This is a genomic window from Pseudarthrobacter sp. O4 (assembly GCF_050157025.1).
GTDB lineage: Bacteria > Actinomycetota > Actinomycetes > Actinomycetales > Micrococcaceae > Arthrobacter.
This window is the reverse complement of the sequence record NZ_CP189591.1, coordinates 3,477,448-3,499,493: the sequence shown is the minus strand read 5'-3', so window position 1 is coordinate 3,499,493 and position 22,046 is coordinate 3,477,448. Positions and strand designations below refer to the sequence as shown.

The following is a 22,046-nucleotide window of genomic DNA, read 5'->3' as shown; positions in this document are numbered from 1 at the left end:
CATCCAGGAGGAAACCATCACCATGCGCACACCCCTGACTGCCGCGGCCACCGCCGCGCTCATCGCCTCTCTGGCGAGCCCCGCCGTCGCCGCTTCATACCCCGAAGCGGGCTCCGCGCCGTCGTCGAAGGCTGCCGGAACCGCCACGTCCGAAATCAACAGCAACGAACGCAATGGTTCCTTTGACCTGCAGTCCCACCGCGGAGGCCGCGGCGAGTGGACCGAGGAGTCCCTGGCCGCGTTCGCCAACTCGCTCAAGCTCGGGGTGACCACGCTGGAGCTGGACACCCACCTGACCGACGACGGCAAGATCATCGTCTGGCACGACGACACCATCCAGTCGGACAAGTGCCGCGACACCGCGCCGGTGACTCCGGGCGATGCCGAGTTCCCCTATGTCGGTGACCGGGTCGCCGAGCTGTCGCTCGCCCAGATCAAGACGCTGGACTGCGGGTTTACGCAGCTGAAAGGGTATCCGGAGCAGGACGTGATCGGGGGCAACCGGATCGCTGAGCTCAAGGACGTGTTCCAGCTTGTGCGCGACGCCGATGCCACGAAGGTCCGCTTCAACATCGAGACCAAGGTGGAGGACGGCCGGTCCGGCGGCGAGGGCATGGTGGCCCTGACCAAGGCTGTGGTCAGGGAGATCTACACCGCCGGTACGGCTGAGCGCAGCACTGTGCAGTCGTTCGACTGGTCCTCGCTGAACCTGACCAAAAAGATCGCCCCGGAGCTTCCGCTCGCGGCCCTGTCCAGTGGCGATGCCTGGCTCGGGGTCGGGCGGCCCGGCGCTAGTTCCAACCTCGGCGGAATCGACATTGATACCTACGGCGGGTCCCTCGCCAAGGCAGCCGCAGCCCAGGGCTACAACATGATCTCCCCCACCTTCCGCTCCGTCACACCCCAGATGATCACCGAAGCCCACGAGCTCGGCCTGCCCGTCATCCCCTGGACGGTGAACACCAAGGCGGACATGGAACGCCAGATGGCCCTCGGCGTGGACGGCATCATCACCGACTACCCCACCCGCCTTCGCACGGTCATGGAAGAGCCCGGGATGAAGCTGCCCAAGGCCTACTCACGTCAAGCGCTCCGGTAGATCCGCAGCGCAGCTCCGTACCCCAAGGGCAGCCCCTTCCCGTGCAGCCAGGACAGCAGTACTTCCATCACTGCGGCAAGGCTGAGAATCTGGCTGGCTTTGGGCCCCTTGGGTGGCTTGTTTCCGGCGCCGTCGGCCGCCGTGCCCAGTCCGATGCGCCAGTTGTGCGTGGTTTGGCCGTTGATCTGGGCAACCTCCACCAGATAGCCCTCGCCGGTATTCGCCGCCTGCGCGTACCGTCCTGACGGTTGGCCATGCAGATCTCTCGTCTGCACCGTGAACCAATCGTTCTCGTGGGTGATCGATTGAGCGATTGCGACGAGCTGGTCTGTGGACTCCACATCATGCCAGCCCGTGTAGTGCCGATTCCGCTGGGTCTGCCACTCCAGGGATTCCTCCGGCTGGACGCGAGCATGAGTTCGAGCTGTGTTTCGGGCAACGCCAGAGTTTCCAGCATCCCTCGCCCCTTTCGTAGTCATGTACAGGACCATATTCAGTCAAGGCACTGACATTTTCGGGTCCGGGTGAGGAATGTCGCAGCCCCTTGATAGCCTGCGATTACCGGCGAAGATCTACCTTGGCCGGTCAACAGGGAGGGTCTCCATGGAAACCCAAGACATGACTATCGAAGTAGCCGCCGCTAAGGCGATTGCGACCATCGCGCACCGGGGACAGACGGACAAGATTGGCGTCGACTACATCGAACATCCGCGCCGGGTGGCTGCCAGGCTCAGCGATCCGTCTCACGTTGCCGCAGCCTGGCTGCACGACGTGGTTGAAGACTGCGGCATCACGGCTGAAGACCTCATCGCCGCCGGAATCAGCCCGGACGTGGTGGACGCCGTCGTCCTGCTCACGCGGACCACGAAGAACAAGGGCGACGGGTACTACCTGGAAATCCGCAAGAATTCCATTGCCCTCGCAGTGAAGTTGGCGGACATCGACGACAACACGGATCCGGCCCGCACGGCTCGACTGGATCCCGAGAAACGGACGCGGCTGGCCACAAAGTACGCGCATGCCCGGAAACTGCTCGAAGGCTGACTTCGCGTCGGCGCGTGCAGGTCGGCGGGTACGGCATCGGGCACGCAAAGGGGCTCTTCCCAAGAGGAAGGACCCCCTTGCTCGGCGTTAGATTCCGCGTTATTGAGGAACTGCGCCGATCTGCTGCATGAGGGTCAGGGTGTCCGTGACTCCCCAATGCTCAGCGACTTTGCCGCCCTCGACGCGGATAATGTCGATGCCGCCGAATTCGACGCTTCGGCCCGTGGGCGCAATGCCCGCCATGTCACCTTGATGCGTGCCCGTGAGCACCACGTGCATCGCTTCAAGGTTCCCGTCGGCCAGCGCCGGACCGCTGGTTTTCACCTTGAGGTCCGGAAATGCCGCCCGCATCGCGGTGACATAAAAATGAACGCCTTCCCGGCCGGGCGGTTGCCCCGGCAGGCCCTCCTCGTGGTCAAGAACGTCATCAACCACGAGTTCATCGATGCGATCGAGGTTTCCACCCTCGATCACCTCCGTGTAGAAACGCTTGATCAATCCAGTCCCTTCAGCCATTTCCTACTCCTTGCAAACGAGAGACCGTAGTAAATTCCCCCGGTGCATGGCCCAGGTGCGACGCGCAGACCTGCGTTGTCAGGCCACCATTCCAGGCATCGCCCAGGGCGCCAGGGCGATACTGAGTGCAATTGCAGCCAGGGCTGCCGCTACTGCGCGGTTAGCCAACTGCTTCCACGGCAGCATCTTCTCGACGGCGATGAACGCCCCGACGACTGCCATCCACCCGATACTCATCACTCCCAGAGCGAACAGTGCCACCATCAGGGCCCAGCAACAGCCCACGCACCAGGCGCCGTGCTCCATCCCCATGCGTAGCGCACCACCGTACCCGTAGCGCATGCGGCGGAGGACAAAGTCCATGGGCGTACGACATTTCATCAAGCAGATGTTCTTGGCGGGGGTGAGTTGGTAGGCGGCCGCCACCAGGATCACTCCGGCTGCCAGGTAGCGGCCGCCTTGATCCGAGGCGAAAAGACCCGGAACCAGCGTTGCCACGGCGGCGTACAGCGAATAGGCCAGGATTCCGAAGACGGTCCACGTGAGCAGGTAGCCCGCCACGAACACTGCGGTGCAGGCCGGCGGAGCCTGACGCCCCAGCTCGCGTCGGCGGCGGTGGATCCGGGCGTAGGCGACAACCATCGGCGCCACGGACGGAAACATCATGGCCGCCAGCATGACGACCCACGTCGTGGCGAAGAATCCCAGCGGTCCCGGGTCCGTCCAGCGGCCCATGTCCATCCCGTTCATCTGGGCGGACATGAAGATCCAGCTCGTTGCGGCGAGCCCGAGGAGGACCGCGAGGAGTCCGGCCTCCCGCGGATCGAGGCGGTACGCCGCTGCCACTGAACCTGCGGCAGGTGTAACGGTGACGCGCGGGATACGGCGGTCGCCCTCTCGTGTCAACTGCTTCCGGCGAAGCATCAGGTGCCGGCGCTCAGGCCCGCGCCTTTGGGGCGTTCTCAGCCATCTCGCTCGAGAAGGTGAAGTCCGCGGTCTCGCCATATACGCCGTCGAAGTCCAGGCCGAAGAGGTCGGAGTGGCCCGGTGCCTTGCCGATCTGGAATTCGGGGGCGAAGCCGAACATCGCGTTCCTGACGGTGGTGACGCCGCCGTCGGGTCCCGGCAGGGGCTCAAAGGTGAAGTTCACGCGCCCGGCCACAGCACCGGATGGTGTGTCGCCGTCCGAGAACGTGACACTCGCACGTTCTACGCCGAGCCATTCCCCGTACAACGCCGCAAATTCGGCGAACGGGCCGCCGGCCTCGCCATGGAGGATGCTTTCCAAGGCTGTCGCCTGCGCTTCCGACGCTCCTTCATCGACGACGACCCCCACCTTCCAGCCACCCGCGGTGAGATGCGACGGGAACCAGTTGCAGAACGCGAAGTCGACTCCGGACAAATCTGTGTCATCGAGTTTTCCGCTGGCAACATGGAACACATTCACACCGCGGCACTCGCCATTCGGGCCGGTGGGGACCCCGTCGACGGGGCACGGACAAATCAGCTGACAATTGCAGTTGCCCACATACTTTCCGGACATTTCCCAAGTGGACATCAGGACTCTCCTTGCTGGCGCCATGGCCAAGCAGAAGCAGCCCGGACTGAGCGCCGAAAATACTGTAAAAAAATACTGAGAAACGGGCGAAATGCCTCGTTAAGGCCGACGCTAATCCGGCCCGTTGGACGTGTCAAGCTGCTGTGGTTACAGCCTCTCCCGCCACAGCAGCGACACCACAAACACCACCGCGCCGAGTCCCAGCATGACGAACACCATGAGGCCCCAGTTGGCCTGGTTGACGCCGGTTCCGTAGAAGATGCCGATCAGCACCGTTGCGGTAATCGCGCCGAGGTAGCGGCAGGTCTGGTAGATCCCGGCGGCCACCCCGCTCTCCTCAGGCCGGGTGGAGAGGTACATGCCCTGGCTGGAGGCGATGCTGGCCACCCCGTACGGCACCCCCATCAGGGCGGTCAGCGCCAGCACCAGCGGGATCGCGAACGACGCCGTGAGCAGCCACATCATCCCGGACGCCGCCACGAGGAGTACGACGCCGATGATCAGCACCCGCTTGACGCCGAAACGGTCGATCGCGCGGACCGCGAACGGCGTCACCACCACCGACATGGCGGCCAGCGGCAACATCAGCAGCCCCACAATGCCCGGATCGTATCCCGCGGCCTCCTGCAGCAGCTGCGGGAGCCCGAAGAACGCGAAGTAGTAGACGCCGTTGAACAGGGCAAATCCCAGATAGACCAGCAGCAGCGGCCGGTTCCGGCCCAGCAGCCGAAGGTCCAGGAACGGCGGGGCGAAGCGCAGCTCGCGCCACACGAACAGCACGGCCAGCAGCGTCCCGCCGCCCAGCAGCCACCATCGGTATTCCGGCAGCACGTTCAGCAGCGCCATCATCACCAGGACCATGGCAGCCAAGAACGCGAGGATGCCCGGAATGTCCGAGTCCCGCAGCAGCTCGGAGGCCCGGCCGCGTTCACGCCCCTCGTCGGCCGGAGCGAACCTCCGGACCAGAAGGATGGCCGCGAGCGAAAGCGGGACGTTGATCAGGAACAACGCCTGCCACCCGACCAGGCTCACCAGCAGCCCACCAACCACCGGGCCGACGGCGGCAGCGGAGGTGTTGGCCATCTGGATGCTGCCCAGCGGCCGCGTGGATTTGGTCCTGGCCAGCTGGGCCAGCGCCCCCACCATGACGACGGCGCTCGGGTAGGCGGCCGCCGTGCCCAGCGCCATGAAGGCGCGGGCAACGCACAGCACCGCAAAGTTCGGCGCGAAGGGTGCCACGGCACAGGTCACGGCAACCACGGCCATGCCGAACATGAACAAGCGGCGCGGCCCGAAGCGGTCCGCCAGCCGGCCCATCAGCGGCTGGCCTGCCGCGGAGGTGAGGTAGAACGCGGTGATCACCCAGGTGACCGTGGCGACGTCGAGCCCGAAATCCGCGCGCAGCACCACCAGGGCGACGGCGATCATCGAGGAGTTCAGGGGGTTCAGCGCCGTGCCGAGGCTGAGTCCAGCGACGGCAAGGCCGCTCCGCGGAGAGTTGCTCACGGCAACAGTCTGTCCCACGACTGCTCGACATCAGAACTCGGTGACGCCGGACCCGCCGTCAGAGGCCCCGCCGTCCGAGGACCCGCCGTCAGAGGACCTTGGAAAGGAACGCCCTGGTCCGGGCATGCTGCGGGTCGCTGAGGATCTGCCGCGGTGGACCGGCCTCCACCACCACACCCTCATCCATAAAGACCAGGGTGTCCGCCACCTCGCGGGCGAACCCCATCTCGTGCGTCACCACAATCATGGTCATGCCGGTAAGGGCCAGTTCCTTCATCACGTCCAGGACCTCGCCCACCAGCTCGGGGTCCAGGGCGCTTGTGGGCTCATCGAAGAGCATCAGCTTGGGGTCCATGGCCAGCGCGCGGGCGATGGCCACCCGCTGTTGCTGCCCGCCCGAGAGGTGCGCCGGGTAGTGGTCACCTTTGTCCCCCAGGCCCACACGCTCCAGCAGTTCCTTGGCCCGGGCGGTGGCTTTGGCCTTGGAAAGCCGTTTCACCCGCATGGGAGCCAGGATGATGTTTTCCACCGCCGTCAGGTGCGGAAACAGGTTGAACCGCTGGAAGACCATGCCGATTTCCTGGCGTTGCAGGGCCGCTTCCGTGAGCCTCAGTTCGTGGAGCTTGTCTCCTTTTTGACGGTATCCAACCAGCTGTCCGTCGACCGAGAGCCTGCCCGCGTCCACCCGTTCGAGGTGATTGATGCAGCGCAGGAACGTGGATTTGCCTGAACCGCTGGGACCCACGATGCAGAGCACCTCGCCCGGCTTGACCTCCAGGCTGATCCCGCGTAGCACCCTGTTGGTGCCGAAGTTCTTAGAAACCCGGTCTGCAAGCACCATTGGCATGCCCGTCATCCCTTTCCTCCAAAGTCTGTGCCGAGCGGTACGCCCGGTGCGCCTGGCGCCGCCGTCGGTCCCGACTCCGGCGACGCCGGTTCCTTGCCCGTCTTGAGGCGGCCGGTTCCGCGCGAGAATCGCTTCTCGATGAAGTGCTGGCCCACCATCAGGGCGGAAGTGAAAAGCAGGTACCAGAGCGACGCCACAATCAGCAGCGGCACCGGAGTAAACGTCACCGCTGAAATACCCCGGGACACCCCGTAGAGGTCAATGCTCAACGGAATCGCGGCCACCAGCGAGGTGGTCTTGAGCATCGAGATCACTTCATTGCCGGTGGGCGGAATGATGATTTTCATGGCCTGCGGAACCACGACATAGCGCATGGTCTGCCCCCAGGACATGGCCAGGGCTGTCGAGGCTTCCTCCTGGCCCTGATCCACGGACAGCAGCCCGGCGCGCACGATCTCGGACATGTAGGCGGCCTCATTCAGGGCCAGCCCGATCACGGCGGTGATGAACAGGTTGGTGAAGATCTCGTTCGGGATGGTGGCCCAGGGCGTCATGAACGGAATGCCCAGCGTGAACACCGGATAGATCAGGGACACGATGCCCCAGAAGACCAGCTGCACGTAGACAGGCGTTCCCCGGAAGATCCAGATGTAGAGCCACGCCACACTCTTCAACACGGGGTTCGGTGAGAGCCGCATGATGGCCAGCAGAAGGCCCAGAACTATCGCGCCCACCATGGCGTAGATGGTCAGCGACAACGTGACCCACGCGGCCTGGCTGATCCGGCGGTCGAAGATGTACTTGCCGACGTCGGCCCAGCCGTAGTCCGGTCGTTGGGCGGCGTCCAGCACGAAGACCGCCAGCATGAGGACGAGGACCACAGCCACGAGGATCCGCCACGGGTGGCGCAGCGGGACGGCGACGATCGTCGTCGGCTCGCCATCGCGGTCCGAGACGCCGACGCCGGCACCCTTGCCACCGCCCGTTCCCGGGCCCGTGCCGCCCGGGCCGGGGGCGGTGCCGCCGGCCCGGGGCCGCTGGCCGGGCAGCGGCTCAGTCATCCTGCCGGACTCCGGCTCGCTCATTCGTGATCACCCCTTGGCTGCCACGTTGAGCGCCGCCGTCTTGACCCCGCCGGATTCCACTCCCCACTTGGCCAGAATCTTGTTGTACGTGCCGTCGTCGATCAGCGTCTGGAGCGCCTTCTGCAGGACCGGCGTGAAGGCGCTGTCCTTGGCCACGGGCATCCCGTAGGGTGCCACCTCAAAGGCGTCGCCAGCGGTCTGCAGCTTGTCCTTGGTCTTGGAGATCGCGTACAGGGTAACGGGCGAATCGGCGCTCATGGCGTCGACCTGCCCCACCACGAGGGCGTTGGTCGCCTGGTCCTGCGCGTCGTATTTGAAGATGGTGATGGCCGCCTTGCCGGCGTCCGTGCAGGCCTTGGACTTCGCGGGCACCTCGTGTGTGTCCTGGTAGGTGGTTGCCTGGACGGCGACCTTGAGTCCGCAGGCGTTGGCCGGGTCCACGGTCTTGCCCTTCGGGGCGGCCCACTGGATGCCGGCGGAGTAGTAGTTCACGAAATCCACCTGCTTTTCGCGTTCCAGGGTGTCGGTGAAGGAGGACACGCCCATGTCGTCCTTTCCGGCCTTCACGGCCGGAAGAATATTGTCAAAGGTGCCGATGTCGAAGTTGACCTTCAGGCCCAGGACGTCACCCAGCGCCTTCGTCAGGTCCACGGCCCAGCCGGCCGGCGCACCATTGCCGTCCTTGAACTCGTTGGGCGGGTAGTTGTTCGCCATGCCGACGTTGAGGACACCGGCGGACTTGATCTTCTCCGGGAGCGACGCCGCAAGGGAGTCGTTCTTCTTCACCGCGACGGCGTCAGCCGGTCCGGGTGCGCCGGACGTGGCAGCCGTGGCTGCTGGTTCGCTGTTGTTGACGCAGCCTGTCAGCGACATTGCCGTGATGACGGTGAGAACGGGAAGTAGGTATCGAGTGCGCATGGTTTCCTTAGCTGTTCAGGGATTCTTGGGCCTCCCGCAACGCTGCGGGAAGGCACGGCGTGCCGAATTGTTCGGAGCTGAGCCGAATTGTTCGGAGCTTATTAATGCGTGGAGCTTGAGGCTGTTGGTTCGAGGACTTCGGGGGAATGACGGATGTCGCGAAGAATTTCCCCGCCCCGTGCCTTCAATTCGGGAATGCTGGAAACGCCCACCAGCGTCATCGTACGCCGGAGTTCGTCCGCGAAGATGTCAATGATGCGTCCGACACCCGGCGAGCCGGCCGCCACCAGCCCGTACAGGTAGGCCCGGCCGATCGAACAGGCGTCGGCTCCCAGCGCCAAGGCCTTGAGGATGTCGCTCCCCCGGCGGATGCCGGAGTCCACGTAGATCTCGATCGAATCGCCTACCCGCTGCCGGGATTCCTGCAGGACGTCCATCGGGCTCAGCATGTGGTCCAGTTGGCGGCCGCCGTGATTGCTCAACTGGACGGCGTCCAGGCCAATGCCCGCGGCCTTTGCGACGTCGGCCGGGTTGACGCAGCCCTTGAGCACGATCTTGCCGTGCCAGGCCTGCCGCAAGGCAACGAGTTCGTTCCATCCGCTGGTCGCATCCGAGTGGCCCAGGATGTGCTGCCACATGGAGGGCGTGACCACTGCGGTGGCCGCCGGACTGCGCGGATCCAGGTTCGGGAAACTGATGCCGTCCGACTTCAGGAAATTCACCCACCAGGAGGGGTGCCGGGCGATGTCCGCGATGGTTGAAAGAGTCAGCGCGGGAGGGGCGGTGAAGCCGTTGTGGAGATCCCTTTCTCTCGAGCCCAGCGCCCGCGTGTCCACTCCTACAATCAGGGTGCTGAATCCGGCGGCCTCGCAGCGCGACAGTTTGGCCTGCAGCGCCTGGGCGTCGGAGGTGAGCCCGAAGTTGAACCAGCGGTCCAGGGCCGGGTGGCGCTCCGCGATCGTTTCCATCGGCACGGTGCTCAGTCCGGCCAGCCCGTAGGGGATGCGGGCCCGGTCCGCGGCAGCCGCGACGGCCAGCTCGCCCTCGGGATGGAACAGCCGGGTGGCCCCGGTGGGGGTCAAGGTGAGCGGCAGGGCGCTGTCTTTTCCGAGCAAACTGGTACTGGTGTCCGGTCCGGACACCGGGCCCCAGTTGGGCATGAGCGCCCAGGAGTCGAAGACGGCCCGATTGCGGCGGAGCGTCACCTCGTCTTCAGATCCGCCGTCCAGGTAGTCGAAAATCCCTGCCGGCAAGACTTTCCGTGCCGATTGCCGGTATTCCTCCACATTGAAAGCGTTGGCCAGCACCCGGCGCTGCCGGGAGAACACGGGGGCCTTGACCTGGATGAGCTGCCTGGCTTCGCTGATTTTCAATGAGGGCCTTCCTTTTTGCGGTGCTGCGTTATGGTTCAGCGTAGGAAGTGGAACTCCGCGCCACTATGGAGATAGCGACAAATTGAAGGGCACGTCATTAGCAGCGACTACCAAACAGTTCCTTCGGTGAAACAATGACGGCGCTCCCGGCGGCGGAGAGGCATGCGCTGCCCACCCTGGCGGACGTCGCCCGCTCGGCCGGTTCGGAAATTGTCAGCCTCGTCGAAATGCCGGCCGACGACCAGCAGATTGTCGCAGGCTCTGTTCTCTATGACTCGATGGCCCGTCCTGCGAAGTTTCCCGGCGCCGTCGCCCTTGCCATCGGTTTGTCGCTGTCCGGCAAGCGGCTGGGCGTGAAAATCCGGGAGCTCAGCGACGCCGGCTACGTGGCAGTAGTCTACAAAGCCAACGGCACCTCGGACGAAACACTGCGGGCGGCCGTGCGGGACACTGGGATGGCTCTTTTCCGGGCCTCTGATTCGGTACCGTGGAACCAGCTCGCGGAGATCATGGACGCCGCCGTCATCCCGCACCGGCAATCGGGGCGCACGCTGGTGGACATCCGTCCCGGAGATTTGTTCGACCTGGCGAACACCGTGGCGGCCCAAGCCGGCGGTGCCATCGCGATCGCCGATCCGGAGCAGACGATTCTGGCGTATTCGACCCTTCCGGACCAGCCCATCGACGAGACGCGCCGGAGTTCCATCCTGCGGCTGCACGTGCCGCACTCCGTTCAAACGGACAGGGACTACCGCCGCGTCCATGCAGCCAGCAATGCGTTGAACGTGGCGACGGAGGACCCGCTGCTCCGGCGCACGGCCATCGCCATCCGGGCTGGCGACTCCGTCCTTGGCTCGCTCTGGCTCCTCGAACTGGCGGAACACCACAACGAGGACGCGAACCGGATCCTGCGTGAAGCTGCCAACGTTGCGGCGCTCCACATCCTGCACAAGCGCACCACCTACGTCTCGAACCTGACCCGCCAAATAGATCTGGTCCAGCCGCTGCTGTTCGAGCCCAAACGCGCCGAGCTGGCCGCGATCCGGCTGGGGATCCCGGCGGCGTCCGTTCGGGTTGCGGCCCTGGGCATCTGGCCGTCCGATGCCATCGCAGCCGAAACGCTGCAGTCCCGCCTCCGGCTCTTCGATACGATCCGGACCGCCTGCGCCATCCGGCTGCCCTCGGCGGTCTGTGGGCTCTCGGACAACATCGTCTACATCGTCCTGCCGCAGACCACCGAATCTTCACGGCAATTTCAACGCAGCGCGATCCTGAAAATTGTGCAGAACGCGCGGCGGCTTCTCTCCCGCCCGGTCCTGGCCGCACTGGGGGTGGCGGCCACGATCGACCGCCTAGCGGAGTCCCGGGTCAACGCGGAACTCGTCCTGTCCGAGCTGGTGCGTAACGTCGCCGAAGGGCGGATAGCGGCAGATTCCGATGAGATCGTCGCCGACGACGACTCCCTCGGCTCACGCCTTCAGCTGCGCCAGATCGTCTCGTCGCTGACGACGTCGGGCCAGCTCCCCGGGGCCCACGCCCTGAGGATCGCCGAATACGACGAACAGCATAAGAAGTCGTTCGAGGAGACCCTCCACGCCTACCTGAGCTGCGGCGGAAACGCGATTGATGCCGCAAAGGCTCTGGACGTGCACGTCAACACGGTCCGGTACCGCTTGTCCCGCGTTGAACCCCTTTTCGGAATAGACCTAGAGGACCCCGAAACGCGACTGCTCGTATGGTTGCAGCTGTGGGCACGGCACAACTAGAAGTCCCCGCGGTTCAGGTGTTGCTTCTCTCAGGCGTGGATTTTTGCCACGGTCATCAGGATCGCGGAGTCTTCTTCCGCTTCCAGGCTGTGCAGCCCCTCGGGCACGATCAGGAGATCGCCGGCTTTCCCCTGCCAGGATTCCTTGCCAGCCTGCAGCCGGACGCAGCCCCGGAGCACAAAGACGGTGGCTTCGCCGGGGTTCTGGTGCTCGCTCAACTTCGTGCCGGCCCTAAACGCCATGACGGTCTGGCGGAGGACCTTCTCGTGCCCGCCGAACACCGTGTCAGCGGCCCGGCCGCTGGCTGCCACGAGGGCTGCCGCGATTTGCTGACGGGCCAGGGCGTCGATCGATATTTTCTGCATGGGGCCACCGTACCCACAATCGGGTCCCGTGCCGAGTGCCCTTTGCCCCAAGACTGGGCACGCTCGAACACGGCCTCAGTACACCACCCCGAAGTTGTTGAACTCCCCGGTGTCCCGGGAGATCTGTTCCTCCACGTTTTCCACGCGTCCGGGCGCTTGCGGCGAGCGCAGCCAGCGCCGGAACTCAAGTACCGCCATCTGTGGTCCCTCCGCCACGATGCCGACCGAACCGTCGTCGTTGTTCCGGACACTGCCCGTCAGCCCGAGCTCCTCGGCCTTCCGCACCGTCCAGTACCGGAAGCCGACGGCCTGCACTGTGCCGCCCACCCTCGCCGTCAGCCGGACACGCTCCCCGGATTCGCCCTCCTGAAACTCAGCCATTCTTCCAATGTAGTGCCCCGCCTCACCGGGACATTGGGACTTTCGCCCCTTACCCGCCTAGTCCCCACGGGTCAGTCTTGTCAGAGCACCGCGGCGCCCTGTCGAACAAACGGCATCAGCACAGGGACGTGTACGGCCCGGGGTGCCTAGGTGGCCCGAAAGGACATGACCATGGCAGGACATTTCGAGATCTTCACGGACGCGGAGGCGAACGTCCGGTTCCGCCTGCTTGGGGCGGACGGAACGGTATTGGCCATTTCCAGGGCCTATGCGGACAAACGCTCGGCTGCGGACGGCATCATGGATGTCCGCGAGTGCGCCGGCACCGGCCTGATCAAGGAGGCCCGCTCGAACGCCTGGGGCGGGACCGGCCGGACCCGGGCTGGCCTGCCGACCCCCTCGAACCGCCGCCACCGGCACTCCCCCGCCGTCTAGCGGGGTTCAGGCACGGGGTCCGGGAAAGGGTCCTGGGCAAGCAGTTTGGACAGGGGTCTCGACAGGCCGATCGAGTAGAGGCACGGGCTGCAAAAGGGGGCGGCCCGGCACAGGAGCAGCCATGGGCGAAGCACGGGTCCACATCAGCGGCTTCCGCATGGACTTCGGTGACACCACCGTCATCCGGGACCTGTCCTTCGATGTGCACGCCGGCGAGACCTTCGGCTTCCTGGGCAGCAACGGCTCCGGGAAGACGACGACGATCCGTGCCTTGCTGGGGATCTACGAGCCCACCGCCGGAATCCTGCATATCAACGGGCGGGAGTTCAAGCCCGAGCACGGGGACAGGCTGGGCTACCTCCCGGAGGAACGCGGCTTGTATAAGAAGGAAAAGGTCATCGACATCATGACCTACTTCGGCCGGCTCAAAGGGATGGAGAAGCGCGCCGCCAGGGGGTGGTCCCTCGAGTACCTCGAACGGGTGGCCCTGGCGGACAAGGCCGGTTCGCTGCTGGACAAGCTCTCCAGCGGCCAGCAGCAGAAGGTCCAACTCGGCGTCACCATCATGAACCGCCCGGAACTGCTCATCCTGGACGAACCGACCAAGGGCTTCGACCCGGTCAACCGGCGCTTGCTGATTGACGTCATCGCCGAGCAGAAACAATCCGGCGCCACGGTGGTCATGGTGACCCACCAGATGGAAGAGGTGGAACGCCTGTGCGACCGCGTCATCCTGCTGAAGAACGGCACCGCCGAGGCCTACGGGACCATCGACGAGGTGCAGAACAAATACGGCGGCAGAATCATCCGGATCAAGTACGGCGGCACCATCCCGCGCTCGCCCCACTACGACGTGATGCTCGAGGAAACCAATTACGCCGAGCTGAGCATCACCGACGCCACCGATGAAGCCGCCATCCTCAAGGACCTGATCGAGGTCGGCGTGACCGTCCGCAGTTTCACCACCACCAAAGTCTCGCTCGAGGACATCTTCATCCGCGTCTACGGCGACCAGAACCGGCCCGGCGCCTCCGGAGCCGCACCGGCGCCCGCCGCCACCGCCCTCGTGAGGGAAGAGGTGTAAGGCCGTGGCCCAGCACAATCTCGGAACCGTCATCGGCTTCGAATTCGTCCGCACCGTGACCAAGCGGCGGTTCTGGATCGGCACCCTGGCCGTCCCCGTCATCATGGCCGTGGTGTTCGGGCTGATCTTCCTGAGCAACAGCACCACGGACACTGCGTCGGAGGCCCAGAAGAGCGCGCAGCTCAGCATCGCCTACACGGATGCCTCGGGGCTGATCACCGCCGAGAACGCGGCCCTCTTCGGCGCCCGCCCTGCGGGGTCCCCGGACGCCGGGCTCCGGGCCGTGCAGTCCAGGACCGTGGACGCCTACTTCGACTTCCCGGCGAACCCCGAGACCACCGCCGTGCGCGTCTACGGTGCCGACAGGGGGATCTTCGAGAACGGCAAGTACGCCGCCGTCGCGCAGGCCATGCTGGGCCGCGCCGTCGATCAGAGGATCGGCTCCCCGCAACTGTCCACGCTCGCGGCCGGCAAGGCGAAGATCGAGACCGTCACCTACGACGGCGCGCAGGAAGCCGGCGGGCCGGGATCCGTCATTCCGCCGCTGATCTTCCTGGTCATCTTCTACGGACTGATCGTGCTCCTCGCCGGGCAGATGCTCAACTCCACCCTGGAGGAGAAGGAAAACCGCGTGACGGAGATGATCCTGACCACGCTCAAACCCACCACCCTCATCGCGGGCAAGGTGATTGCGCTGTTCGCGATCGGCCTGGTGCAGATGATCGTGTTCCTCTCCCCCATCCTCATCGCCCGGCTGCTCCTCCCCGAACAGCTGAACCCGGCGGCGCTGGACGTGCCCCGGCTGATTTTCGACCCGGTCCGGATGACCGTCGGCTTCCTGATCCTGGTCGGCGGCTTCGCGCTGTTCACCACCACCCTCGTGGCCATTGGCGCGGTGATGCCGACCGCGAAGGAAGCCGGAAATTTCATGGGCGTCATGATGGCGCTGATCTTCGTGCCGTTCTACGCCGTGGCCCTGGTGGTCTCGGACCCGCACTCCGTGATCGTGCAGATCTTCACCTACTTCCCGTTCTCCGCCCCGGTCACCGCGCTGCTGCGCAACGGCTTCGGCTCACTGAACCTGCTCGAAGCCGCAATCGTGATCGTGATCCTCTATGTGGGGGCCGCCATCATGCTCCGCCTCGCCGTGCGGCTCTTCCAGTACGGCTCGATCTCTTACACCTCGAAGGTCAACATCCGCACCGCGCTCCGGGCAGGATCGAGGCACGCCGCCTCTGACGCGGCACCGACGACGCCGGGCCCCTGACGCGGGTCCGGTGAGTTGCGGTCCCGTACAGCCGGTTCGACGACGGCGGTCCGTCTACCGGTCCGCCTGCCCGCTCCCGAGGAACTTCCTGATCGCCTCGGCCATCAGCTTGGCCTGGGTCCAATGCAGGTAGTGGCCGCCGGCGAGCGGGACGATTTCATGGCGTTTGACGTTCTTCAGGAGGTTCTCAGCCGCCTCAGCCTTGGCCGGTTCCCCGGGGGATCCGGCGCCGGAGACAAATGCCAGCACCGGCAGCGCGTCGGGATACGTGACTCCCCTAAGTTCGGCTGCGTTGTTGCTAATCCGTGCGGTCTCGTCGGCGACGGCCTGGTTGCCCAGGTTCCAGCTGAGCATCAAGCGCATGCGTTCACGCTCATCGGCCGTAAACGCGTCGCCGTCGGGCTCCACGAGCGCGGGGGCCACGGCCAGTACTGCGCGGACCACTCCCGTGACCGACAGCATCCGCACCAACCCCGCCCCTTCCAGCGGCAGCTCCACGGGCCCCTCCTTCGCCGTCGGCACCGTGGGGTCGATCCCAATCACGGCCGAAACTTCCGCGGGGTACCGGTTGGCGTAGTCGAGCATGTAGAAGCCGGCGATCGAGTGCCCGGCCAGGACATACGGCCGAGTGATGTTGAGCTTAGCGAGTACCTCGTGGAGTTCAGTGCTGATGTTCTTGTTGGTCCGCTCGCTGGCGCTGAGGTCGCTGTAGCCATAGCCGAATCCCTCCACGACGATGACGTTGAATTCGCCCAACTCCCGGATCAACGGGGCAAAGTCCAGGGCTGGTGCGGCCGTGCCCAGGCCGCCGAGGAGCACGATCGGCGGACCGGACCGGCCGCTCCGGTAGACATTGAGCGCTCCGCCGGCGATCTCCACCCGCTCGCCATAAGGGGCAATGCTGCCCCGTTCCTGCCGCTCGAGGAGCAGATTGACCGCCGTCGAGACCAGCCCCAGCCCCACCGCGACGAGAGCCACGATGGCGAGGATGCGGAGCACTCGTCGGCGCCGCCGCCGGGGCGGACGGTTAGTCGGATCCGCAGTGGGATCCGCAGTGAGATCCGTCGAGGAAGCGTTTCTGCGACGAGGAATGAACCCCATGGTGTGCCTTTCAGGGGCTCGCGTTTCAGTGACTTTGGCGGTGCCGGAACGAAGAGTTTGGCGGGATCGGTGCCTGCTACTTCCCCGCGTCCTTCCCCGCCGGCCGCAGCGAGGTAATCATCTTCCGGATGTCCTGGTACTCCGGGGTCGTCGCGTAGAGCTTCGCCTTCGCCAGGTACGGCATGGACGGGTCGCCCGGCGTCGTGTTGTTCTCCGGGTTGTACGCTGCCCCGAACAAGGCGCCGCTGGGCGGCCAGAGGAACAGAAGGAACATCGGGCAGGCCGTGCTGCCGGTTTCTTCCGGGACCATGGTGATTCCGTAGCCGGCAATGGTGGGCGGTGCCGCCTTTGGAGCTGTGGCGTCGCCCCGGGCCTCGAAGACGTAGCGGGGCACCGGCGCGTCGGCCGCCCCATCCTCTGCGAGCGCCTGCATCGGCTCGGAGTCGAACACCTCGAACGGGTACCTCTGCGTGCAGTCCGCACCGGTGACGATGTTGGTCCGCAGGCTGGCCATCGGCCTTCCCGCCTGATTGAGCACGTCCACGAACTCACCGCCGAGAGGCATCTCCCCGGCGGGATCCCGGACGCTCCAGCGGCTGGGAAAGTCGAAGGACAGCCCGCCGTCGGACGTCGTGAAGGTCTTCCAGTCCGACGCCGGCGGCGTGGTTGGCGTCGCACTGCCCGACGGCGGCGTGCTGCCGGAGGTCGAGGTCGTTGCGGGCGGCAGTGCCGTCGAAACGGGTGGCGGCCCGGGCGGCGAGCAGCAGGACAGCAGCAAGGCGCCGCAGAACGTGGCCGCGATGGTGACCCCGGGCCTCCTGGCCTCCATCCGTGCGCCTCGTTTCAGCCCGGCGTTTCGCCGCGCCGCTACTTCCCCGCCGGCCGGAGGGACGTGATCATCTGGCGGATGTCCTGGTACTCGTTCGTGTCTACATAGGCCTCCGGGGTGTCCACGTTGGGCGGGTTCCCGGGAGTCGTATCGAGGGGATTGTAGACGCCGCCGAACATCGCCCCGCTTGGCGGCCACGTGAAGAAATGGAAGATGGGGCAGGCGGTGGGGCCGGACGGTTCGGGCGCGGAGGTGATCCCATAGGCCAGGACATTCGCCTTCGCCGGATCCGCATCGTTGGGGTTGGCCCGGCCCTCAAAAACGAACCGCGGAATCGCGTCACCCTGAGCCAGTGCCGGCAGTTCCTCGGAATCGATGAGGGAATACGGATGCTTCTCAGTGCATTCCGACCCGGTGACCATATTGGTCCGCAAAGTAGCCATCGATTTTCCCGCCTTATTCAGGACCTCCACAAAGACGCCGCCTGGCGCCGCCTCAGCTGCCCGGTCCTTGAGCGTCCACGCTGACGGGTAGTCGAACATCAGCTGGCCGTCCGACGTCGTGAAGCTCGTCCAGGCCGACGACGACGCCGAGGGTGATGCCGGGGCTGCCGTCCCGGACGTGTCCGGCGTCGCCGCCTCAGAGCTCGCAGGCGCGGAGCTCGCAGACGGCGAGCTGGTACTTGGGGCTGTGGCGGGAGGAGAACAGGCCGCCAGCAGAACGGCTACACAGAATGCCGCCGAAGCAGCCCTGCAAGATGATCCAACTCGGCGCATGTCGCCCTCCCCCTGGGATGCAAGTAGTTCGACAATTCTCGTTTTTCCGGGCGCGAAAAACAGGGCCTTTGGACCCCTTGCGCCGGCCCGGCAGATCGAGGCGCCGCGGAGACGCCACGGCGTGACCCTTAGCCTCGCAGAACTAGAAGGGTCTTCCCAGCCTGCGCTAACGGGTCGATAATCAGACGTTGGCGGCACCGCGGCAACGCTGCCCGCCACAACGTGCCGGACCAGCCGAGGAGTCCCAAATGACGGTCGAACAAGCACCTGCGGAATCGCTGGAGGCACCTGCCAGCGACTGGTTCCAGGGCGCCGTCGTCTATCAGATCTATCCGCGCAGCTTTGCCGATTCCGACGGCGACGGCATCGGCGACCTGCGCGGCATCATCAGCAAGCTGGACTACCTGCAGCGGCTTGGCGTCGACGTCGTCTGGCTGTCCCCGATCTACACCTCGCCGCAGGACGACAACGGCTACGACATCAGCGACTACCGCAACGTGGACCCGCTCTTCGGCACGCTCGAGGACCTGCAGGAACTGACCAACGGCCTGCACGCGCGCGGCATGAAGCTGGTCATGGACCTCGTGGTCAACCACACCTCGGACGAGCACCCGTGGTTCGTGGAATCCCGCTCCGCGAAGGACAACCCGAAGCGCGACTGGTACTGGTGGCGGCCACCGCGGGATGGCGCGGAGCCCAATAACTGGGGCTCGGCGTTCTCCGGGCCTGCGTGGGAGTTCGACCAGGCCACCGGCGAGTACTACCTCCACATCTTCTCGAAGAAGCAGCCGGACCTGAACTGGGAGAACCCGGAAGTCCGCGCCGCCGTCTACGACATGATGAACTGGTGGCTGGACCGGGGCGTGGACGGCTTCCGGATGAATGTCATCAACTTCATCTCCAAGGAGACTTCCCTGCCGGACGGGCCGATCGCCGAGGGCATGCTCCACGGCGACGGCACACCGTCCTACATCAACGGCCCCCGCATCCACGAGTTCCTGCAGGAGATGCACCGCGAAGTCTTCGCCGGCCGCACCGGTCAACTGCTCACCGTCGGCGAAATGCCGGGCGTGACGGTCGAGGAGGCCATCCTCTTCACCGATCCCGCACGGGCCGAGGTGGACATGGTGTTCCAGTTCGAGCACGTGGCCCTGGACCAGGAGAGCGGCAACAAGTGGCGGCCCAAGAAGCTCAAGCTCACAGAGCTGAAGCAGACCCTGGGGCGCTGGCAGGAAGGCCTGGCCGAGAAGGGCTGGAACAGCCTGTACTGGGGCAACCACGACCAGGCCCGCGCCGTGTCGCGCTTCGGCGACGACCGCCACTACCGCGAACTCTCGGCCAAGATGCTCGCCGGCATCCTGCACCTGCACCGCGGCACGCCCTACGTCTACCAGGGCGAGGAACTCGGCATGACCAACATGACGTTCGGGGCGATCAGCGATTACCGCGACATCGAGGTCCTCAACCACCACCGCGAAGCCACCACCCACCTCGGCCACACCGACGCCGAGGTGCTCGCCGCGCTCGCGCCGCTGAACCGGGACAACGCGCGGACCCCGGTCCAGTGGGACGCCTCCCGGCATGCCGGCTTCACCACCGGAGCGCCTTGGATCGCGGTCAACCCGAATACCAACCACATCAACGCCGCCGCCCAGGTGGACGATCCGGATTCGGTCTACAGCTTCTACCGCAAGGTGATCGAGCTGCGGCATGCGGAGCCGGTGGTCTCGCACGGGAACTTCACTATGCTGCTGCCCGACGACGAGCACGTCTACGCCTTCACGCGGTCGCTGAGCGGTCCCTCAGAAAGCGCCCCAGACTTCACGGAGCTGCTGGTGCTGGGCAACTTCTCCGGCGAGGAACACGGCATGGAACTCGGCGATGAGAGTTGGGGGGACGCGGAACTGGTGTTGGCGAACTACCCGTCCGACGGCGATGCGTCCGACGCTGCTTCTGCGGCCGGGGCTTCTGCGTCCGGCCCGTTACGTCTCAGGCCGTGGGAGCTGCGGGTCCAGCGCCGACGCCGCCGCGCCTAACCAACCGACCCGCCCGATCAACAAACCGTCTGACAAACAGACCCGGATCGTCAACAGAGTGAGGGAGCCCCGCATGACTATTCCACCGCCACACGAACCTGACCCGTTTCCGGATCCCGGTCCCACGACTCCGCCGCCCGAGCCCGGGGATCCGTTCCCGCCGGAACCCGGCCCGGTGGCGCCCCCGCCGCCTATCCCGGAGCCCGGGCCTGCACCAACTCCGGGCCCGTTCCCGACGCCGAGTCCCCTCCCGATTCCGGACCCCGGACCGGTGCCGCCACGGCCGGACCCGACCCGGTTCTAATCGCGCTCAACCGCCGGCAATCCCATGCAGGAAATGGCGCACCTCCGCGTTGAAGGCTTCCGGCGCCTCGACCGCAGCCAGGTGCCCGACGTCGGGAATGACCACGAGCGTGGAACCAGGGATGTGCTGGTGCATGTCCCGGGCGACGCTTAGTGGTGACCTGACATCCTCGGCGCCGTACAGCAAGAGCGTGGGCACCGTGATGGTAGGCAAGACCTCTCGGTAGTCGGCGCGGCCGCTCGCATTTAGCAGGGCGCGCATGCCCTTCGGGTGGAAGTCGGCCATGATGGCGGCGATTTCCCCGACCGACGACGGATCGGCGCGGCTGGTGAAAAGGGTGGGCAGCCAGACCGGGATGAACTGTTCCGGTGGCCGCTCGAGTTCGTCCAGCACCTGAGCGTAGCGGCGTTCGACTTCCTCCGGCGGCAGCGAGCCGGCCCAGCCGGCGTAGGCCGAGACCAGCAGCAGCGAAGCGGGGACTTCCGGGTGAGCCCGGTACATCTCCAACGCAATCCCGGAGCCCATGGAAAGTCCCAGGATGTGCGGTTTGCCCGGCACGGCTGCCCGGAGGAAACCGGTCAGGGCGTCGCCCAGGTCCTTACCGGAGAAGTCCGGCGGCGGGTCGTCAGAGCGCCCGCACCCCGGGGCGTCCCAGGCGATGACGGTGAATTCATCGGACAACGACTCGAGCTGGCGGCGCCAGACGCGGCTGTCCTCGTAGGCACCATGCAGCAGGACCAGCGGCGGACCGTGGCCCGCGCGCTGGTACCCGATTCGTAGCCCCGCAACCTCGACGGCGTCCATCAGCCCAGTTTAGGGCGGCCTCCAGCCCTACGGCAGGATGATGTCGCGGGTCCGGTGATCGTAGTGGATGACCAGGACGCCACCGCCGTGGTGCACCTCGTGGTTGGGTCCGTCGAAGGTCCCGAACGCACCGTAGTTTTCGTCCCAGGAACGGTTCAGGGCGATCTTGAAGGTGTAGGACCCGGCCGGGATGTCGGCGGCGATCTTCCACAGCTGGTCCACCTGGTCCAGTTCCATCTGGGACTCGTCGTACTGCGGCGCCCAATTGGCGGGCGCACCCAGCAGGATGTTGAAGTCACCGGCAACCGCGACGGCTTCCGGCTGCTCGATGGTTTCGGTGCTGACAGCCGGCGTTGCGGGAGCTGCCGGGGCCGCGACCTTGGCAACTGCGGCCGCGGGGGCCTTGTCCGCGGCCTTGCGCTTCCGCACCGCCTTGGCGACAGGGGCGACCGCCTCTTCGACCAGCTTGGCAGCCTTGCCGGCCACCTTAGCGGCTTTCGACGGCGCTTTCTCGGCTGGCGCGGCGGCCTTTCCTGCGGGAGCAGACGGCTTCCCGGCGGGAGCGGACGGCAGCGGCGTGTCGGCCGGAACCGGAGTGCCGGCGTCGAGCGCTGCGGCGAAAGAGGCAGGCTCGGCGAAAGCGACCGTGGCGCGCTGGCCGTCGTCGGTGATGGACCAGCCGGAACGGCCCTTGACCAGCCAGCCGGCCTTGACCAGCTTCGCGGTGGCGGTGGTCAGCGTCTTGTGGCCACGTGGAATGCCGCCGCTCAGGAGTTCGCGTTCATGATCGTTGAGCGGCTCCCGCGCGATTGCCTCGCCCAGCACGCCTCCGGCGTTCAGCTTCTCGCCCGTCCACACCCCCTCTGTCAGGACATCCAGCACGGCTTTCAGCCGAAGGTTGGTGTTTTCCGCGGTGTTCGCGCCCATGGGTCTCCTTTAGAAGCAATTGATC

The 22,046-nt window shown here is 65.7% G+C and carries 23 protein-coding genes; 7 read left to right on the top strand and 16 right to left on the bottom strand.

Going from position 1 to position 22,046, the window contains the following annotated elements; translation table 11 throughout:
* The first annotated feature begins 22 nt into the window (after positions 1-22).
* Positions 23-1,099 carry a glycerophosphodiester phosphodiesterase family protein gene (locus ACQCSU_RS16335; RefSeq protein ID WP_426976313.1) on the top strand — a complete coding sequence of 359 codons (1,077 nt, stop codon included), beginning with the start codon at positions 23-25 and terminating at the stop codon, positions 1,097-1,099.
* On the opposite strand, the gene ACQCSU_RS16330 is transcribed toward ACQCSU_RS16335, so the two are convergent.
* Entirely contained in the window at positions 1,084-1,440 is a 357-nt protein-coding gene (locus tag ACQCSU_RS16330; RefSeq protein WP_426976312.1) for a hypothetical protein, read from the bottom strand. The genes ACQCSU_RS16335 and ACQCSU_RS16330 overlap by 16 nt on opposite strands.
* 277 nt (positions 1,441-1,717) lie before the next feature.
* Here ACQCSU_RS16330 and ACQCSU_RS16325 point away from each other — a divergent pair, with 277 nt between their 5' ends.
* On the top strand, positions 1,718-2,143 hold the full coding sequence (locus ACQCSU_RS16325) for an HD domain-containing protein (RefSeq protein WP_426976311.1): 426 nt from the start codon (positions 1,718-1,720) through the stop codon (positions 2,141-2,143).
* A 99-nt stretch (positions 2,144-2,242) separates the two neighbouring features.
* Here the strand turns inward: ACQCSU_RS16325 and ACQCSU_RS16320 are convergent, their stop codons facing one another.
* From ACQCSU_RS16320 to ACQCSU_RS16285, 8 genes are all read right to left on the bottom strand, one after another.
* Positions 2,243-2,659, bottom strand: coding sequence for an ester cyclase (locus ACQCSU_RS16320; protein ID WP_426976310.1), 417 nt, complete (start codon positions 2,657-2,659; stop codon positions 2,243-2,245).
* A gap of 78 nt (positions 2,660-2,737) precedes the next feature.
* The gene (locus tag ACQCSU_RS16315; RefSeq protein WP_426976309.1) at positions 2,738-3,505 is read right to left on the bottom strand and encodes a DUF2182 domain-containing protein; all 768 of its coding nucleotides are present in this window, start codon (positions 3,503-3,505) and stop codon (positions 2,738-2,740) included.
* 91 nt (positions 3,506-3,596) lie between these two features.
* Positions 3,597-4,217 carry a DUF1326 domain-containing protein gene (locus ACQCSU_RS16310; protein WP_426976308.1) on the bottom strand — a complete coding sequence of 207 codons (621 nt, stop codon included), beginning with the start codon at positions 4,215-4,217 and terminating at the stop codon, positions 3,597-3,599.
* Positions 4,218-4,364: 147 nt separating this feature from the next.
* Positions 4,365-5,723, bottom strand: a complete 1,359-nt coding sequence (locus ACQCSU_RS16305) for an MFS transporter (protein ID WP_426976307.1) — start codon at positions 5,721-5,723, stop codon at positions 4,365-4,367.
* Between the two features lie 88 nt (positions 5,724-5,811).
* Positions 5,812-6,579 carry an amino acid ABC transporter ATP-binding protein gene (locus ACQCSU_RS16300; RefSeq protein WP_426976306.1) on the bottom strand — a complete coding sequence of 256 codons (768 nt, stop codon included), beginning with the start codon at positions 6,577-6,579 and terminating at the stop codon, positions 5,812-5,814.
* Positions 6,576-7,655, bottom strand: coding sequence for an amino acid ABC transporter permease (locus ACQCSU_RS16295; RefSeq protein WP_426976305.1), 1,080 nt, complete (start codon positions 7,653-7,655; stop codon positions 6,576-6,578). Before ACQCSU_RS16295 ends, ACQCSU_RS16300 begins: the two co-directional genes overlap by 4 nt.
* Before the next feature lie 6 nt (positions 7,656-7,661).
* Complete coding sequence (locus ACQCSU_RS16290; RefSeq protein ID WP_426976304.1) at positions 7,662-8,573, bottom strand: ABC transporter substrate-binding protein; 912 nt, start codon at positions 8,571-8,573, stop codon at positions 7,662-7,664.
* A gap of 101 nt (positions 8,574-8,674) precedes the next feature.
* Positions 8,675-9,946 carry an alpha-hydroxy acid oxidase gene (locus ACQCSU_RS16285; RefSeq protein WP_426976303.1) on the bottom strand — a complete coding sequence of 424 codons (1,272 nt, stop codon included), beginning with the start codon at positions 9,944-9,946 and terminating at the stop codon, positions 8,675-8,677.
* Between the two features lie 134 nt (positions 9,947-10,080).
* Between ACQCSU_RS16285 and ACQCSU_RS16280 the strand changes: the two genes are divergently transcribed.
* Positions 10,081-11,712, top strand: coding sequence for a PucR family transcriptional regulator (locus ACQCSU_RS16280; protein WP_426976302.1), 1,632 nt, complete (start codon positions 10,081-10,083; stop codon positions 11,710-11,712).
* A 29-nt stretch (positions 11,713-11,741) separates the two neighbouring features.
* On the opposite strand, the gene ACQCSU_RS16275 is transcribed toward ACQCSU_RS16280, so the two are convergent.
* A complete protein-coding gene (locus tag ACQCSU_RS16275; RefSeq protein ID WP_426976301.1) occupies positions 11,742-12,077 on the bottom strand; it encodes a cupin domain-containing protein in 336 nt (111 codons plus the stop codon).
* A 75-nt stretch (positions 12,078-12,152) separates the two neighbouring features.
* Complete coding sequence (locus ACQCSU_RS16270; RefSeq protein WP_426976300.1) at positions 12,153-12,458, bottom strand: acylphosphatase; 306 nt, start codon at positions 12,456-12,458, stop codon at positions 12,153-12,155.
* Between the two features lie 171 nt (positions 12,459-12,629).
* On the opposite strand from ACQCSU_RS16270, the gene ACQCSU_RS16265 reads away from it, so the two are divergent.
* The 3 genes from ACQCSU_RS16265 (at position 12,630) to ACQCSU_RS16255 (ending at position 15,244) form a co-directional block, all read left to right on the top strand.
* A complete protein-coding gene (locus tag ACQCSU_RS16265; RefSeq protein ID WP_426976299.1) occupies positions 12,630-12,893 on the top strand; it encodes a YegP family protein in 264 nt (87 codons plus the stop codon).
* Positions 12,894-13,014: 121 nt separating this feature from the next.
* A complete protein-coding gene (locus ACQCSU_RS16260; RefSeq protein WP_426976298.1) occupies positions 13,015-13,977 on the top strand; it encodes an ABC transporter ATP-binding protein in 963 nt (320 codons plus the stop codon).
* Between the two features lie 4 nt (positions 13,978-13,981).
* Positions 13,982-15,244, top strand: a complete 1,263-nt coding sequence (locus ACQCSU_RS16255; protein ID WP_426976297.1) for an ABC transporter permease — start codon at positions 13,982-13,984, stop codon at positions 15,242-15,244.
* 54 nt (positions 15,245-15,298) lie between these two features.
* Here the strand turns inward: ACQCSU_RS16255 and ACQCSU_RS16250 are convergent, their stop codons facing one another.
* The 3 genes from ACQCSU_RS16250 to ACQCSU_RS16240 all read right to left on the bottom strand — a co-directional run bounded on the left by ACQCSU_RS16250 (position 15,299) and on the right by ACQCSU_RS16240 (position 17,716).
* The gene (locus ACQCSU_RS16250; protein WP_426976296.1) at positions 15,299-16,243 is read right to left on the bottom strand and encodes an alpha/beta fold hydrolase; all 945 of its coding nucleotides are present in this window, start codon (positions 16,241-16,243) and stop codon (positions 15,299-15,301) included.
* A 178-nt stretch (positions 16,244-16,421) separates the two neighbouring features.
* A complete protein-coding gene (locus ACQCSU_RS16245; RefSeq protein ID WP_426976295.1) occupies positions 16,422-17,174 on the bottom strand; it encodes a hypothetical protein in 753 nt (250 codons plus the stop codon).
* Positions 17,175-17,212: 38 nt separating this feature from the next.
* Positions 17,213-17,716, bottom strand: a complete 504-nt coding sequence (locus ACQCSU_RS16240; protein WP_426976294.1) for a hypothetical protein — start codon at positions 17,714-17,716, stop codon at positions 17,213-17,215.
* 482 nt (positions 17,717-18,198) lie between these two features.
* Between ACQCSU_RS16240 and ACQCSU_RS16235 the strand changes: the two genes are divergently transcribed.
* Complete coding sequence (locus ACQCSU_RS16235) at positions 18,199-19,986, top strand: alpha-glucosidase (RefSeq protein WP_426976293.1); 1,788 nt, start codon at positions 18,199-18,201, stop codon at positions 19,984-19,986.
* Between the two features lie 310 nt (positions 19,987-20,296).
* Here ACQCSU_RS16235 and ACQCSU_RS16230 read toward each other — a convergent pair whose 3' ends face one another.
* Both ACQCSU_RS16230 and ACQCSU_RS16225 read right to left on the bottom strand, forming a co-directional pair.
* Positions 20,297-21,094 (bottom strand): alpha/beta fold hydrolase, encoded by a 798-nt coding sequence (locus tag ACQCSU_RS16230; protein ID WP_426976292.1) that lies wholly within the window; start codon positions 21,092-21,094, stop codon positions 20,297-20,299.
* Positions 21,095-21,121: 27 nt separating this feature from the next.
* Complete coding sequence (locus ACQCSU_RS16225) at positions 21,122-22,021, bottom strand: glycosidase (protein WP_426976291.1); 900 nt, start codon at positions 22,019-22,021, stop codon at positions 21,122-21,124.
* Between the last annotated feature and the right edge of the window lie 25 nt (positions 22,022-22,046).